The 15,713-nt window shown below is 48.0% G+C and carries 18 protein-coding genes and 2 pseudogenes; 4 read left to right on the plus strand and 16 right to left on the minus strand.

The window, feature by feature from the left end; genetic code table 11:
• Positions 1–239: 239 nt before the first annotated feature.
• The 3 genes from JCM19039_RS26000 to JCM19039_RS19125 all read right to left on the minus strand — a co-directional run bounded on the left by JCM19039_RS26000 (position 240) and on the right by JCM19039_RS19125 (position 2,887).
• Positions 240–581: a hypothetical protein gene (locus JCM19039_RS26000; protein WP_238545148.1), complete on the minus strand. Its 342-nt coding sequence runs from the start codon at positions 579–581 to the stop codon at positions 240–242.
• A 113-nt stretch (positions 582–694) separates the two neighbouring features.
• Positions 695–1,858 (minus strand): M20/M25/M40 family metallo-hydrolase, encoded by a 1,164-nt coding sequence (locus JCM19039_RS19120; RefSeq protein WP_238545149.1) that lies wholly within the window; start codon positions 1,856–1,858, stop codon positions 695–697.
• Between the two features lie 15 nt (positions 1,859–1,873).
• Entirely contained in the window at positions 1,874–2,887 is a 1,014-nt protein-coding gene (locus JCM19039_RS19125; RefSeq protein ID WP_238545154.1) for a M20 family metallopeptidase, read from the minus strand.
• Between the two features lie 268 nt (positions 2,888–3,155).
• Here JCM19039_RS19125 and JCM19039_RS19130 point away from each other — a divergent pair, with 268 nt between their 5' ends.
• A complete protein-coding gene (locus tag JCM19039_RS19130) occupies positions 3,156–3,893 on the plus strand; it encodes an IclR family transcriptional regulator (protein WP_042430277.1) in 738 nt (245 codons plus the stop codon).
• A 48-nt stretch (positions 3,894–3,941) separates the two neighbouring features.
• Here JCM19039_RS19130 and JCM19039_RS19135 read toward each other — a convergent pair whose 3' ends face one another.
• The 3 genes from JCM19039_RS19135 to JCM19039_RS19145 all read right to left on the minus strand — a co-directional run bounded on the left by JCM19039_RS19135 (position 3,942) and on the right by JCM19039_RS19145 (position 6,200).
• A complete protein-coding gene (locus tag JCM19039_RS19135) occupies positions 3,942–4,598 on the minus strand; it encodes a CatA-like O-acetyltransferase (RefSeq protein WP_042430280.1) in 657 nt (218 codons plus the stop codon).
• Between the two features lie 71 nt (positions 4,599–4,669).
• Entirely contained in the window at positions 4,670–5,386 is a 717-nt protein-coding gene (locus JCM19039_RS19140; protein ID WP_042430283.1) for a hypothetical protein, read from the minus strand.
• Positions 5,387–5,516: 130 nt separating this feature from the next.
• Positions 5,517–6,200 carry an alpha/beta fold hydrolase gene (locus JCM19039_RS19145; protein ID WP_238545150.1) on the minus strand — a complete coding sequence of 228 codons (684 nt, stop codon included), beginning with the start codon at positions 6,198–6,200 and terminating at the stop codon, positions 5,517–5,519.
• 116 nt (positions 6,201–6,316) lie between these two features.
• Between JCM19039_RS19145 and JCM19039_RS24010 the strand changes: the two genes are divergently transcribed.
• Positions 6,317–6,523, plus strand: a complete 207-nt coding sequence (locus JCM19039_RS24010; protein WP_152550287.1) for a hypothetical protein — start codon at positions 6,317–6,319, stop codon at positions 6,521–6,523.
• Here JCM19039_RS24010 and JCM19039_RS19150 read toward each other — a convergent pair.
• From JCM19039_RS19150 to JCM19039_RS22625, 10 genes and pseudogenes are all read right to left on the minus strand, one after another.
• Positions 6,499–7,011, minus strand: coding sequence for a hypothetical protein (locus tag JCM19039_RS19150; RefSeq protein WP_042430284.1), 513 nt, complete (start codon positions 7,009–7,011; stop codon positions 6,499–6,501). The two genes, JCM19039_RS24010 and JCM19039_RS19150, sit on opposite strands and share 25 nt — an antisense overlap.
• Before the next feature lie 20 nt (positions 7,012–7,031).
• Positions 7,032–7,343 (minus strand): TIGR04104 family putative zinc finger protein, encoded by a 312-nt coding sequence (locus tag JCM19039_RS19155; protein ID WP_042430287.1) that lies wholly within the window; start codon positions 7,341–7,343, stop codon positions 7,032–7,034.
• 86 nt (positions 7,344–7,429) lie between these two features.
• Positions 7,430–7,657, minus strand: a complete 228-nt coding sequence (locus tag JCM19039_RS19160; RefSeq protein WP_042430290.1) for a hypothetical protein — start codon at positions 7,655–7,657, stop codon at positions 7,430–7,432.
• Between the two features lie 11 nt (positions 7,658–7,668).
• On the minus strand, positions 7,669–8,172 hold the full coding sequence (locus JCM19039_RS19165; protein WP_042430293.1) for a GNAT family N-acetyltransferase: 504 nt from the start codon (positions 8,170–8,172) through the stop codon (positions 7,669–7,671).
• A gap of 22 nt (positions 8,173–8,194) precedes the next feature.
• Positions 8,195–8,473 carry a hypothetical protein gene (locus JCM19039_RS19170; RefSeq protein WP_042430296.1) on the minus strand — a complete coding sequence of 93 codons (279 nt, stop codon included), beginning with the start codon at positions 8,471–8,473 and terminating at the stop codon, positions 8,195–8,197.
• Between the two features lie 863 nt (positions 8,474–9,336).
• Positions 9,337–10,548: a DUF418 domain-containing protein gene (locus tag JCM19039_RS19180; RefSeq protein WP_042430302.1), complete on the minus strand. Its 1,212-nt coding sequence runs from the start codon at positions 10,546–10,548 to the stop codon at positions 9,337–9,339.
• Positions 10,549–10,644: 96 nt separating this feature from the next.
• The gene (gene nadA, locus JCM19039_RS19185) at positions 10,645–11,739 is read right to left on the minus strand and encodes a quinolinate synthase NadA (protein ID WP_042430304.1); all 1,095 of its coding nucleotides are present in this window, start codon (positions 11,737–11,739) and stop codon (positions 10,645–10,647) included.
• Positions 11,736–12,577 (minus strand): annotated as a pseudogene (nadC, locus tag JCM19039_RS19190) (carboxylating nicotinate-nucleotide diphosphorylase). Before nadC ends, nadA begins: the two are co-directional and overlap by 4 nt.
• The gene (locus JCM19039_RS28225; protein ID WP_373976135.1) at positions 12,531–12,836 is read right to left on the minus strand and encodes a hypothetical protein; all 306 of its coding nucleotides are present in this window, start codon (positions 12,834–12,836) and stop codon (positions 12,531–12,533) included. Before JCM19039_RS28225 ends, nadC begins: the two are co-directional and overlap by 47 nt.
• A 195-nt stretch (positions 12,837–13,031) precedes the next feature.
• Positions 13,032–14,008 (minus strand): annotated as a pseudogene (locus JCM19039_RS22625) (L-aspartate oxidase); the annotation flags it as partial.
• Between the two features lie 75 nt (positions 14,009–14,083).
• On the opposite strand from JCM19039_RS22625, the gene JCM19039_RS19200 reads away from it, so the two are divergent.
• Both JCM19039_RS19200 and JCM19039_RS19205 read left to right on the plus strand, forming a co-directional pair.
• A complete protein-coding gene (locus tag JCM19039_RS19200) occupies positions 14,084–15,211 on the plus strand; it encodes an IscS subfamily cysteine desulfurase (protein ID WP_042430306.1) in 1,128 nt (375 codons plus the stop codon).
• Positions 15,183–15,713, plus strand: a complete 531-nt coding sequence (locus tag JCM19039_RS19205) for a transcription repressor NadR (protein ID WP_042430309.1) — start codon at positions 15,183–15,185, stop codon at positions 15,711–15,713. Before JCM19039_RS19200 ends, JCM19039_RS19205 begins: the two co-directional genes overlap by 29 nt.

Consider the following 15,713-nt stretch of genomic DNA (forward strand, 5'->3'; position numbering starts at 1 on the left):
TGAGTCTGTTTCCAATGTAAGCTCTTTGGAAGCAAAAAACGTTTTCAGGCTACCTCCAGCGCCTTTGGAGAACTTCAACCGGTTCTCCGCCCTTGGAAAGACGCTCGAAATCAAGTGCAAACAACGCGAGTAAAGAAAAACTAAAGTTCACACTATATAACTCACTCTGCACTGGTCACAACTGAAACCTGGCACCAGCTTCTCTGTAACGTCATTGTTTGGCTTCATCTCAAAGCTTTCTATTCCGAATGTTCTCCCATCATGTTGTGAATGAGTTGTTCGATGATGAAGGGAACTTCAACAAAGGCGCTATGCGCGTGTAGACGCTCGGTTTTTTTGTGGGCATCTCTTCCTCTAGGGCCGATATTAAGGACAGGTGCTTGTAGCTGACTCATCTCGTGAAACGGGATGGTATAGCTCGTTCCGAACACGGGGGTGTTGGCTTCGTATGCTCGCCAGCCGTCTCCGCCTGCATCCCGATAAGCGACATAACTTAGGTCAGAAATGCCGTTGAAGTATTGGATGTTTGTGACGGGCAACTGATGGGCGCGTTCGGATTCGGCTTTAATAAAATCAATCATCTTCATAAACTCGTCCGTTTTCTCTGAATAGACGGCCGGATAATAGGGGGGCGCGAAGAACGAAATGATCGCTGGGCTCAAATCATTGCAGTGTCTTGCAAGTTTGTCTGTCGTTAAGATGGATTTCTCGCGGTCATTAAGGTCTTTGCGAGTATAAATTTCCTCTTTCCAGTCGGCAACTTTCGCTTCACCGTGGTGCTTGATGGCGTGGGCTTCGAGTTGCTCATAATCAAGAATTTGAACGTTTCCGACCCCTTCGACTTGTTCTCGTTCGCATAAATTCCGATACGTTTCATTAAGTCGTGCGGTCGCGACGTGTACTTCCTTTTGAAAAATATCAAACATCTCATTGGCTGAACGTTTGAATAGAAATACATTGAATAAGGAGCAGTTCGGTAAGGTGTTTTCACCGAATACTCTTGCTTTAAATCTTTCTGATACAGAGAAACTGGAAGCGGTGTTTTCTCCGCGCCAACGACTTCTCGCAATGCGTCATTTAGTTCCAGATGATTCATTAAAAACGAAGCCATATAATTTGAAGAAATTCCGGCAAGTGGCTCGCCGACATGAGTTTCTTTTCCGTAAAATAAAAGGCCAGGCATAATCTTGCCGATCGATCCTGAATAGATATAGTAGTTTTCGTCATCAGGTTTTTGAGTAAACACAGGTTCAGAGTTTAGGAACAATGAATACACCCATTTGTATTTGTCTTTGAGGTGATTTAAGTAGCCTACAGCGGCTCTCATGCCCGAAGAATTGACTTCTTCATCCGGCACGGTGACGAGAACAATATTCATTGGCCAACGGTTCGCGATGGCTTTCTCTAAAAGACTTATATGGACAGTAAGACCGGCTTTCATGTCCATCGTGCCGCGCCCAAATAGGTAATCGCCAGATTGGATGTCTTTTTGGACAGCGTGAGAAAACTGCTGAGCATCGCGGGCGAACGCTTCTGTTAACTCATCAACCGAAAAAGCTAACGGTTCATACTCGCCATAATCTTCAATACCTACGACATCAAAATGGCTAATGAAAACGAGCGTTTTGGCGTGCGAAGAATGATAGTAGTGAGCAGAAAGAAACGGCTCATCTCCTGACCGCCCCCCGTGATATAAGTGTGAAGGGTTTGTTTTATAGTATTCCCATTGGGAAAGTAAACTGTGAACAGCATCTGGAAAGTGTTTCTCACCCTCGCTTTCGGAAATGCTAGCGATGGCTACGAGATCGGTGAGTAACCTTTTTCTTTGCTCGGCTGTTCCGTAATGTTGAATGGTCATTATAACGTTGCTCCTTTATTTCTCAAACGTGAGCGCAATCTGCATGAATGATTCAATGGCGTCTTTCATTACCCTCTCATCAATGTCGAATTTCGGATGATGGTGACCGTAGGCGCTCTTCTCTCCGCCCATTCCGATGAGAAAGTAGGATCCTTTCGCGACGTCAAGATAGTGAGAGAAATCTTCGCTACCCATCATCGGGGTCATTTCTGTAATTCGCTCTTTGGAAAATGTCTCCCCGAGGATCTTCTCCAATTCATCGGTCATACTGGGGTCGTTCACGACAGCTGGCGCGCCCCACCCAATCTGAACCGTGCCTGTCCCGCCAAAAGACGTGCAAATGCCTTCGACAACGGTTTTCATGCGATCGGCGAGGCGCGTACGTGTGTCTTCGGAAAACGTTCGAAACGTCCCGCCAATCGTGACTGTGGATGGAATCACATTGTACGCTTGCCCTGCGGCTAAATGGCCAATGGAAATGACGGACGGTTCCCTAGGGTCCATTTGTCGACTAGGTATGGCTTGTAACGCTTGAATTACATGGCTTGCGATATATGTAGGATCTACCGCTTCGTGAGGCATTGAGCCGTGTCCGCCTTTTCCGTGTATCGTAATCGTAAAATCGTCGGCAGTCGACATGAGCGGGCCATGAGCAATCCCGATTTTCCCTTTCTCTAACGGCTGGTACAGATGAAGACCAAAGACGGCGTCAACCCCATCCATGACACCTTGTTCAACGAGAATTTGGGCACCGCTCGGTAAATCCTCTTCCGAAGATTGAAAAATGAAGAGGAGGTTGTGACGCACACGATCACGGTTTTCCGACAACCATTTCGCCGCGGCGAGCAAGACGGCTGTATGGCCATCGTGACCGCACATGTGCGAAACACCCGAAACGGTCGACATATAGCTCTTCTCTCCCTCTTCTTGAATGGGAAGAGCATCAATGTCTGCGCGTAATGCAATCGTTTGTTCCCCAACCGTCCCTTTCAGTCGAGCGACGACACCAGGTTCTTTATACTCAAGGATTTCAAGATCTAACGCTTTTAACTGTTCTTTTAAGTAAGTCTCGTTTCATATTCCTCTCCGGAAAGCTCGGGATGTTGATGAAAGTGCCGACGTTTTTGAATTGCCCAATGCTCTAAATGTTCTGAAACAAATGTTGTCATCTATAGTCGTCCTCCTTATTTTGTGTTATTATTCCGTATATCGGAAATTGATTTCTTTATTAGGAAATATATGCGCTTGATTTTAAAGAAAATTGTCGAAAATGTCAATGAAATTGGAGGATGTTCGGATGCAAACGATTGACCGCGCGATGAAGGTCGCGCACATGTTATCATCTGCAGATACGAAAAAGTGGATGTCGATTTCTGATCTTGCGGGTGCTTGTAAGTTGCCGATCAGCTCGATGCATCGCTTGCTCGCATCGATGACGCTTCACGGGTTGGTCGTCCAGGATGCGGTGACGAAGCATTATGCACTCGGCAACAAATGGTTGGAGTACGGTTTGCAGCTGTACGATACGATGGATGTGGTCTCGTATGTCCGTCCTGAGCTTGAGCGACTCATGCAAGTGACTGAAGAAAGTGTTTATTTTAGCCAACCTGTAGGCACGGAGGCGCTTGTTATTGAAAGAATTGATTGCCCGAGCAATACGATCCGCATTCATGATCAGCTAGGAATTCGGATTCCGTTGAACATTGGCGCCGCGAATAAAACGATGCTTGCTTTTATGCCAGATGAGCAAACGAGTCGTTTCGTGGAGCAGCTCGTGCACGAAGATGATCGGAAGGCATTTTTTGAACAGTTGGCGCTCATTAAAGCACAAGGGTATGCGGTAAGCCACGGTGAACGAACGGCGGGGACGACATCTTTTGCGGCACCGATCGTAACGGCTGCAACGGGGTTGGTCGGAGCGATTAGTATTGGGATTGTTAGCTTTCAATTGACGAAAGAACGGGAACGGTTTCTCATTCATCACGTTCAACAAACAGCAAAAACAATATCGAGTAAAATTGGAGGGCGCGTGTAGTGCGAAAAAGCGCAAAGGAGCCAGGGGATAGTCCCCTGGCTCCACTGTTTAATTATCGCTCAGCCAATCATGAGCGGTGTTGGCCGCATGTTGAAGGTCAGTGAAAAACGTCGCGGCATGATAGCCGTCTGCAACCCCGTGATGCACTTGCAAGGAAACGGGCATGAACAGTTGGTGCTCGCGTTCTTCGTATCGTCCTGCCGTTACAATCGGGGCGAGGTAATTTCCACCGTTTCCAACATGAAGTTGAAACGATGAGTAGGTTACCCACGGAATCATTGATAGAGGAAATACATTTTCCGGGATCGGCGTTTTCGGGAACATGACTCCTTTTTTGCTGTACGCGTACACGTCTTGGACATAGGCTTCGTGAAACGAAGGGAATGACCGAGCGCGCCGCCATGTCCAGATGTTAGAAAACGAATGCTCGTGCTCATCAAACACCGTATACATCGGCTCGACCGTATCCCAATACCCAAGCTCTCCTTCTTGCATTGTCATACGAAACGCTTGCTGCTTGTTTATTGCCTTCGTTACGGCGTAAATGAACGCCGGATAAAACTGAAAGCCATGTTGTTTTGCTACTGTTCGTAGCGTTTGCACATTCACATCTACCGTCATGCTAAAGGATGTTTGTTGCTTTGTGTAATGGTTGAAGTACTCTTTTCTATGCCACTGTTCCATATCAATGGGATGGAAATTCATTGAGAACGCCTCCTAAAAAAGTTGTTTTCTATAGTTTGTTAGGAGGCTGTTTTCTCTGCTTTTTTCATCATTCACCTCGGTTTGAGCAGCGTAATTTTTCGCTTGCCGTGTTTGAGTGCTTTCACACGTTCGTAGTATCGGTGCTCGGTCTGTTGTTTCTTGTCACTGATCAACGCGACTACAGATTGGTCGGGATCTAACGTTTCATATATGTTTTGGAGCATCTGGTGAAGGGGCTCGTCCTCTGTGGTTTGCCAGTCGACTGTATTGCCATACGGAAGGTCAGCAATGATGATGTTCACACCCTCGACACTCGGTGGGGACGTTGTAATATCATGGTCGAATGCTTGAAGGGAATGAAACGGCCCCGCCTTTTGCTGGAGTTGTTCCAGTCGTTCTATACTTTCCAAAGCTTCACGGTGAGCGCTCTTCTGGAACTCATCGAAAAATGCTTGCAGTTGCTGTTTTCGGTCCTCAAGGCCTTCACGTGTGAGCAGAGACACGTTTGATTTAGCGATTGGAACGACGGACGAGTTCACATCTGAGCCAACGATTGTCGTTATCGATCGGCCGTGCAAAAACCCCGCTGCCGTCAACATGTGCGCTCCGCCGCAACAAGGATCATAGATGGTAAGCTCAGTTTTTTTGCCAATTAAGGCCCGGCAACGAAATAAAATCTCACTCGTCAGACGTACAGGAAACGCTGTCGTCCCTGGTGCATTGCGCAGCACACGACCACTCGCAAAATCGCGATAATCGCCTGCCTCCGTTTCATATAAAAATTGCATACTACCCCTCGTTTACATGATTTGCTCTCTCTATTATAAACCGCACCGTCTTGATTTAGTAGGGCAGGTAACTTGTCTGTTTGAAACGACGGCCACATACGAAAAAACACGATCCGGGGATCGTGTGTGCTTACGATAAAAACGGCTTCACGTGTGCTAAAAAAGCTGTCGGGTGTTGCGCATGGACGTGATGCCCGGCCTCTTCCACGGTCACAATCTCACAATTAGGCATTTGCCCGGCGGTGTCGTGCAGTTGACTCGTGGCAACGTGGCTCGTCTCGCCACCTCCGATGATGAGTGTGGGCATCGTGAGTCGGCTCAAGTTTCCCCACCACTCGGGGTCTGGCTCGTTTAATTGCTGAAGAATTTGCGGGATGACGCGCCAATCGAACGGGAGCGGCTCGTCAGGCGGGCTCGTTGGAATGTTTATCGGTTTACTAGGCTTCGTCGGAACGGGCGTATCCTCTATCACCAATCGCTCAACCATATGAGGATGTTGTTGTGCGAACAAGTACGCGACCGTTCCGCCCATCGAATGGCCAATAAGAATGAACCGTTCGAGTTTCAAATGACTGACGAAAGCAAACACATCGGCCTGCATCTTCTGGAAAGAGTACTCGTCCGCATGTGAACTTTCTCCATGACCGCGTTGATCTAGTGCGATGACGTAAAATTCATCGCTTAACGCTGCAGCAACACCGTCCCATGACGAGGCGTTTTGTCCGAGTGCATGAAGCAAAACAACAGGTGGGGCGGATGGATCACCGGCTGTACGGTAATGAAAGGTCTGTTCATTAATGTGAATCGTCGGCACAGAAATCACTCCTTATGTAAAGAATACATTCCCGTCTGGATGCCCGTATTCCTGCCAGGCACTTGCTGGAGCTATGGACATTACGTGAACATTTTCACCTGTGTTACGATAAGGACATGAAGATACTACGAAAAGTGCCAAGATTTGTATATGTTATTTTGCTTTGGGTCATCGTCCTCTTTCAACTCAGTCTCACATCTGTCGTTTTGTTCTTCGACGGACGTGCGGGGAGTGGGGGACTTACACAAATCATGATGGTCTTGCTCGTGCTGGCAATGATTGTCGGCGTGTTGGCCGGTCACAAAACGACACGCTCCCCGTGAAAAAAGCCACGAAGTAGCTGAGCCTGTACAGGGGAAAAGCAGAGGTATTCAGGTTCAGGATAAGGTTGGTTGCGGATGTAGGCTTCTAACGGTATTCGGCTTTGCCAATACGCTTTCATTAACGTTTCTTTCGGTGGGAGGTCATGGGTGAACATGCCGGGGCGATATTCATCACTGCCGAACTCCATTTCTTCTTCAATGTATCCGAACAGGTCTGTGACGATTTCCCGGTTGAATACATAAACGTTGTCGGTCTCAAGTGGAAATTGTAGATATTTCGCGAAGTTGTAAGGGCGTGGATACACAGAAAAAGATGTATGGAAATCCATCCACTCATCAGAGCTGCCTCGTTGTAACTCTTGAACGAGCTCCGGATAAAGGTTGCCGCCGCCTCTTGACGCCCACCCAGACATCGTGCTGCGAGACAAACCGCGGCGAAGGGCGTCGGTCAACACTTCGTCTTCTCGATACATATGATAGAAAAGCATCAGTTCACCTCTCCAACTTGTTATGAGAAACCATCAATCAAATACTCTTTTTCTTTTCGATAATGAAGAAGAAACGGTTGAATGAAAAAATGATTAAGTATGACGAAGACGACGATAAAAATAATCGAGTAATAAAACGGGTCATCAAAAAAGGGACGCCAAGAAACAGAAAGTAAAAAGATCGGTACGTAAGGAAAAAACATTCGCCATTGTCCTTTTGACGAAAGGAAATTCTCTTCACCGCACAAGTCACAAACGAGTCGGTCATACTTGCCGATACATTGTCGCCAACGAAACGTCTTCGTACAGTTCCAACATGTAGGTAATCGCAAAACTTTTCCCTTCTTTTACATGGACGTCTCTTTCTGAGGTTTCCACTCGAACAACAAATACCCGAAGAAAAAGCCGAAGCCACTGCCTAGCGTAAGCACGGTTCCCATTGAAACAGGAAGGAACATACCGAGTAATATCCCACACTCGTGCCGATCAGCATTCCAAAAGGCATAAACAGTGCTCGTTGGTTGTCTGCATGAGTAAAGCTCTCTTCTTTTGCTTTTTTCGCGAGGCGTTTGATGACGAACACGACGAGGACGGCTACGATCAGTAGTGGCAACACCGTCATAATAATGCCGAGCAATGTTTCCAAAGTAATCCCTCCTATGCGAACACCATTAAGTGATCAGAGTCTAAGTTAGGTTGATGACAGAGCCCAAGACGCTCCGCTAGCCGGATCGACGGTTTGTTAATAGGCTGAATTCGAGCGACGACGGGAACATGCGGGACGTGTTTTTTGCCGAGTTCCAAAGCGGTTTCCGCCATTTCTTGTGCATACCCACGGCCCCATACGTCAGGGGAAAAGCCGTAATAAAGGTTTAAGACGGGTGACCCTTGCCAGTTTTCTTTGCGAATGCCCCCGAAACCAACAATCTCAGAAGTAATAGATTCGACAACTGCCCAATACCCGAACTTCGATTCAAGCCAGTTGTTTCGCCAAGTGTGTAACGTTTCCTTTGCTTCTTGTTCGTTCGTGACCGGGATTTTCACCCGAAATTGGTTCGTATCCGGGTGTCCTTCAATCGCAAGAACCGAGGCAACATCGTCTAGTTGTGGCATTCTCAATATCAAATGCTCTGTGTTCACCTGTAGAAACTTTTCGTGCAATCCATTCACCTCTTTGATTTGACTAGAAAAAATATTCCGGCAATGATAATGAAGACGAAACCCGCGGGAATAAAAAAAAGAGATTAATTATGCCCATAATAATGACGGTTTCCATCCAACTTGCAAAGTGATTCATCGCCTGAACAATGCGAATCGGAACGAGCATGGCGACGATCACAATCGTTAGAAAACCAACTGCGACATACAATACACGAGCCGGCTTCGCCCGCCAATACACGGACAACAAAATCGCAATGGCTAGCAGCAAATAAGGAAACAAAAGCATGACCCAAAACAACATGATGGACCTCCAACATTTGCGTATGTCAAGCCGGAAAGCGATAAACCATTCTACTGTTAGACTACCAGAAAAGGGCAGTGAACCTCAAAGGTGAATGGCAAATTAACGTAGGATTCTTTTCGATTTTGTCCGGGCTACGTTCACTCCTTTGCATGAGATTAACTGGAATAAATTGGGTGTTGGTGATCTAGGTAGAAAGAACTTAAGATTTTCCTCGTTGCGCAGTTTGTTTTTGCTTTCCACTGCAGGCGGATGCTTGTACTCCGGAGGAGAAGTGCAACATCGGAGGTCAAAAGGCGACACCGTGTTTTCTATACACACCGTAGCACAATGGCGATATTGGACCGATGCTGCCTCCTTGCTACGGTGTGTGGGAAGAAGTCCAAATGCCCCATATATTCATATTTGTGACAGTTGAGAAAGAAAAATCATGATTTTAAACGTGAATGCGCACATAAACGAAGTCAACTGTCACAAATCGTGCACTTTGTGACAGTTGCGTGCCGAAAGTGCCCGGTTTGAGGGCTGGATTGTCACATACGTGACAGGTCATCTCACCCTTGCACCAAGTGGCGACCCTAGGCCTTAACTTTTTACCCTTCGGCAAACGTTTTTCGTTTTGCCAGCAACCCTTGCAGTGACGAACAATGATCGGCAACGAAATGAATTTCAACAGACAATATGCAAGCACTCACCCGCAAAGACCCATCTCGGTCATCTGATTTAATGAAGTTCTTTTGTTTAACTTATATAGATCGTTTTTAGGAGAGTGCACCCATTCGACACAGAAGTACTCGCTTTCGGCAAAATTCGCCACGCCTCCGCCAACGAAAAAGCAAGGAGCTTGGCTCCTTGCTTTTTCGTTATACATTTTTATACGTCCATTTTCGCCAAAGCCATTCCATCGGTCCTTGATTGAATTTCTTCAAGTAGAGTGTACTTAGTCCAATTTGGATGATAAAGACGGAAACGGACAGTATGACGCCAGCAAAGCTGCCGACTTGGTTAAACAGGCCGAACCCATATCCGTGGAAAATGATGACGAAAATGAGTGTCTGCATAAGGTAATTCGTCAATGCCATGCGCCCGACAGAAGCGATCGGCTGCAGCATTTTTTGTCGTGATTCTTTCGTTAGAAGCAGTACGAGTGCGGAAAGGTAAAACAGCATTAAAATCGGCCCGGTGAATGTACGTATGCTAAAAGCTAAACCGTACGCAACGCCTCCGGGTATGGCGGTGAAGTCATGCAGGAGCGCTGTCGTTAAGATCGAGAATAAAAAGCCAATCCACGCGCTATGGATGCAAATCTTTTTCCACGTGTGCAAATGGTCCCGGACGTTGTGGAACATGCCAGTCTTACCCATGTACAAACCGATCAAAAAGAGTGGCAGAATGGACGGAATGACGACGAAAACATTTAATAATGTAATGATAGATTCAGGCAGACGATGCAAAAGAATGTCAAGATAACTTCCGTTTGCCATGACCTCATTTGCTTGGGCATTCATTGTGGCCATTTCTTCAGTAAAATCGCCTCCAAACATGGTGCCGAGACTCATTAACCAGCTGTTAACACCCATCATTACAGCCAAAATAATGCTGTAGATGAAAAGGAGTAACGTTGCCCAAATTAAAATGGTTTTCGGTTGTCTAGAAATAAAGAAAAGTAATAGAAATCCAGTCACACCGTACGTGAATAAAATGTCGCCGTGCCAGAAGAAGAACAGGTGGACGATCCCTACAATCATAAGAAACGTAAGTCGCCGGGAGAATAAGCGATTCGCTCGTAAGTTTTTCTCCGCTGCCCGTGAGTAGAATATGTAGAAGCCTAATCCAAACAATAGCGAGAACATCGGATAAAATTTACCTTCGACAAAAAATGATATAAATAAAGTGCTCAGTGCGTTTAACGTGTCGTCTGGTAAAGGAAACCCTTCTATGAAAATGGTGAAATCGAGCTGTGCCAATGACTTGAAGTGCATCATGTTCGCCAGAGCGATGCCCAAAATGGCAAACCCTCGCACAATATCAAGCGTATGAATCCGTTCGTTTGAAGAAATTCCTTGATGTTTCAAATAAAAACCCTCCTTATGTATCCATTATAAGGAGAGTTCACTACATTTATCAAAATATTTTTATAGCAATTGTGTCTAAAATGTGTCTGAAAATAATTATGCATTTTCGAGCATGCGCCGTAGAGCCATACGTGCATTCTCAGCGATATGTTCTGGAACAGAAATCTCAAATTGGTATACATCTTCACGTAACAGATCCAACGTCCATGCTAAATGTTCCAAGTCAATTCGGTTCATCGTCAAGCACGGGCACATGTTACTGTTCAATGAAAAGACCCGTTTATCAACGTGTTGTGCGGCTAGCCGTTTCACGAGATTCATTTCTGTGCCAATTGCCCAAGACGTTCCCGGGGCAGCGGCATGTAGACGTTCGATAATGTGATGGGTGCTGCCTGCGTAATCTGCTGCTTGCACAACCTCATACGTGCACTCGGGGTGGACGAGTACGTTCGTTTCCGGCTCTGTTTGCCGCAGTTCTTCAATTTGCCCGACCGTAAATTTCTCGTGCACCGAACAGTGACCTTTCCAAAGAATGATTTGGATGTCATCAATATGAGCACCATCTGCCAGCTCCAACTCATGCGTAATTGGATTCCATACTGCCATATCTTGCAACGGGATGCCAAGATCTGCCGCTGTATTTCGACCGAGGTGCTGATCGGGAAGAAAGAGCAGCCGCTGTTTTTGCGCGAGCGCCCACCGCACCATCTTGCCTGCATTGGAACTCGTCACACACGCGCCGCCGCGCTCGCCACAAAACGCTTTTATCGCGGCGGTGCTGTTCACGTACGTGAGTGGAAGAATCGCATCCCCAAATTGGTCGGTTAGCGTCTCCCACGCTCGCTCCGTTTGTGAAATATTTGCCATGTCCGCCATCGAACAACCGGCATTCAAGTCCGGTAGCATCACACGTTGCTCGGTGTCAGTCAGAATATCCGCCGTCTCCGCCATAAAATGGACACCGCAAAACACAATATACGGACTCGACCGTGTCTCGCAAACTTGCGCCAACTGCAAAGAGTCTCCCGTCACATCCGCAAACTGAATCACCTCATCACGTTGATAATGGTGCCCAGGAATGAACAGATCGCTCCCGAACGCCCGCTTTGCTTCAACAATACGCGATATTTTTTCCTCATTACTCATCTCTCGATATTGTACGGGTAACCTACGAATCGCTGTGAACGTCATACCGAACACTCCTTTCGTACGAGCATACTAAAATCAAGCGCTTGAACCGAATGCGTCAAAAAGCCAAGCGAAAGATAATCAACCCCCGAGCCTCGAAACGTCGCAATCGTCTTCATGGATATGCCTCCTGACGCTTCCATTAAGATTTCCTCGGGAACAAGCGGAACGTAGCGAGCAATATCAGCTGGCGTCGCGTTATCAAACATAATCACATCTGCCCCCGCGCGTACCGCCTCCTCGACTTCCGCACCGTTCGTCGTTTCCACTTCAACCTTCACCATGTGACCAACCGCCGCCCGCGTCCGCGCCACCGCCTCAGAAATCGACCCACATGCCGCAATATGATTCTCCTTTAACATCACCGCATCATCCAAGCCATAACGATGATTAAACCGCCCCCCGCGCGTACCGCAGCCTTCTCCAACAGACGAAGCCCCGGCGTCGTCTTCCGCGTATCGCACACCCGAATCGACCGATCCCCGAGCGCGTCCACCGCTAACCGCGTCATCGACGCAATTCCACTCATCCGTTGCAATACATTCAGTGCAACCCTCTCTCCTGTCAAAAGAGAAGCAGCCGGACCACGCATCGACAAGACGTGGTCACCCTCGGTAACAGCATCCCCGTCACGAAGGGTCGTTTTCATAGAAACAGACGGGTCTAGAAGCTGATAGATTCGCTCAAAAACAGCCAGTCCGGCAACAACCCCGTCCGCTTTGGCGACAACGTACGCCTCTGTTTTCTCATCTTGAAAAATGGATTCGCTCGTCAAGTCCCCGGTACCGATATCTTCAAGTAAGAAGCGGTGTAACTGTTCGTCCAGTAGCAGTGTGTTCATCGTTTTCCTCCTTCAATTGGAATGTGATTTGTTTGCCTTGCCAGTTCGGATCTGGGTGGGGGAAGTCTGTTCGTATGTGTGCTCCGCGTGTTTCGTGTCGCAACTGTGCGGCGGTGGTGACGAGTTTGGCCACGGTGAAAAGGTGATCGTCTTCGCTGTACGTTGTGTTGTCAGCAGGCAACGATTCAAAGCTTTTGAGATACGCTTGCATCTCGTTCAGGTCGTCTTGATGGCGTTCGACACCGACCGATGCGCTCATTTTCTGTTGCAGTTCAGCGCGGTCAGGTAAACGGTGATGCACCGGCGGTGATGAGGAGAAGGATGAGCGTTTGCGCCATTCTTTGCCACTCGCGATATGCGCACTCGTCTTTTCCGCGAAAACGAGCGCTTCAAGTAATGAATTGCTCGCCAATCGGTTCGCGCCGTGAACAGATGTGCAGGCGACTTCTCCGATCGCATACAACCTTTCAATGTTCGTTTGCCCCCACGCATTCGTTTGCACGCCCCCGCACATAAAGTGAGCAGCTGGTGCAACAGGAAGCGGATCAACGGTTGGATCGTATCCCGAGGTTAAGCAATGATGAGTAATGGACGGAAAACGTTTTGTGAAGTTCTTCACATGGCGCGCGTCAAGAAAGACAGGGGTGTCGGAACGATGAATGGCACGTGCGACAACATCTCGGCTAGCGAGATCGTTGCGGAGTATGCGTTCACCGTCACTGTTCACGAGCATCGCTCCTTCACCCCGTACGGCCTCACTAATGAGTCCGCCACCTGGCGCTTTGAGCATCGTAGGTGAAATTGGACGAACTCCACGTCGGTAACGGAGGCCCCCGCTCGATACGCGAGGGCGATGCCGTCACCGGTCGCAGTGGCTACGTTTGACGTGCGTGCGTATAGTTGACCGGCTCCTCCGGTAGCAAGGATGACGGCTTTTGGGTGTTCGAATCGTTGTTTGGTCGTGTGTACAGCTGTAATTTGTCCCCTTTCGGTTACAAGTTCTATGACGGTTTCATGTTCATAAAGGCTTACGCGGTTTTTCACATGTTGCAATAGCGTCGTTGTAATTGCTTGACCGGTTTGATCTCCATTGGCGTGTAGAATTCGCCGTCTGGAGTGGGCGCCTTCATGTCCGAGAGTCGGCGCAAATGGCACACCGAGATTTTTGAGTGTTCGAGCAATTTTTGGTGCAGATCGGGTCATCATCTGAATGTATGTAACGTTACCGTGGCCGTAGCCCGCTTGCATTGTGTCGGTCGCGTGAATCGACGTGTCGTCGTTAGCGGTGACAGCGGCAGCCATCCCTCCTTGTGCGCGAGTGGAGTTGTTCACTGTTGCCTCAGTTTTTGAGATGAGGACGACGTCTTCCGTTTCTGAAAGTTGTAAAGCTGCCATGAGCCCTGCAACTCCTGTCCCAATGATCACAATCATAATTTCACCAACTTTACAGTTGTCTTGTCACCTATATTTACATAGAATAAAAGAAAAAACAATGGGGAGATTGAGATGATTTATTTAGATTACAGTGCAACGACGCCAATGTCTGACACGTGCTTGCGTGTGTACAATGATGTATCTCAAGCGGCGTTTGGCAATACGAACAGCGTTCATACGCGAGGGCTAGAGGCGACGGATGTATACCGAGTTGCCAAGCAGCGGTTTGCACACTGCTTAAACATTAAGGCTGACGGTGTACATTTTACCGGTTCAGGGTCGGAAGCCAATTTCTTGTCGATCGTCACGCTCGCAAAAGCGGCTCGTAAAAGAGGGAATCATATTCTTTCTGTAAAGACCGAGCATCCGTCTGTGTTGGACACGCTCGATTATTTGTCTGGACAAGGATATGAAGTAACGTTTGTGGACGTCGACGGTGAAGGAAACATTGACCCGGCACAAGTAGAAAAGGCGATCAGGCGAGAAACGATTTTGGCGACATTTGCGGTTGCTTCAAGTGAGATTGGCACTGTGCAAAAGGTTGATGAACTGAGCGAGTTGCTCCGGTCCCGTGATATACTGTTTCATAGTGATGCTGTCCAAGCTGTCGGACGCGTTGACGTGAACTGGCAACTTTTCGATGCGATTAGCATGTCCGCACATAAGCTATACGCACCGAAAGGAGTAGGGGTGGCGTACATCGCTCCCCACGTCCCGTGGCAAACGTTTTACAGTCGTTCGTCGTTTCGACCGGGCACCGTCGATGTGGCAGGAGCGGCAGCGTTTGCCGTTGGGATTGAAGAAGCGATCGAGCAGTTGCCGAAGGTCGAGCAGCTGGCGTTATGGCGGGATGAAGCGATGGGTCGTTTGACAACGAATGGGCGCTTTTCCCTTGTTGGAGCGAAACAGCGTTTGCCGTTTCATCTTGGGTTTCTCGTACACGGCTGGAGCGGACAGCAGTTCATGCTCGAATGTGACCGTCAAGGCATACAAATCGCAGTCGGATCTGCTTGTCGGGCAGGGCAAACGAATACACCTGAATCTTTGCTTGCAATTGGGCTTAAACAACATGAGGCTGAACAGTTTATTCGCGTGACGTTCGGTGTCCCAACGACCCGAGCAGATGTTGAGAAAATGATCACTACTTTTGAACAAATAAGTGAGGAAAACGATGTCACCAAAAAAATTATTAGCAAGTGAGCGCCGGGAAGCGATCGTTCAATGGCTGAAAGAGGAAGGCGCACCGCTAAAGGGTGGTGAGCTTGCGGAGCGTGCAGGCGTCAGTCGTCAAGTGATTGTCCAAGACATGTCCATATTACGGGCAAAGGAAGAACCTGTGCTCGCGACAGCGCACGGGTACATGTACATGGGTGAAGGGCAAGCAAACAACGAACGGGAATGGGTTGCGGTTCGTCATGCGCCAGATGAAATGAAAGACGAATTGTATACGTTTGTTGATTACGGGTTAACCGTAAACACGGTCGTCATTGAACATGAAGTGTATGGTGAACTTTCTGGACGCATCGATGTGTCCAACCGCCGTGATGTGGATGCGTTTTGTGAGCGGGTGACAGATTCAGGAAGTGCGCTGCTCTCTCAGCTTACAGACGGTGTACATCTCCATCTCGTGGAAGCAAGCCGAAAAGAGCAGATCACCAATGCGAAAGCGGCGTTACGAGAAAAAGGCTTTCTCATCGAATGA

The organism is Geomicrobium sp. JCM 19039, from assembly GCF_000698145.1.
In the GTDB taxonomy this organism is placed as follows: Bacteria; Bacillota; Bacilli; order Bacillales; family Marinococcaceae; genus Geomicrobium_A.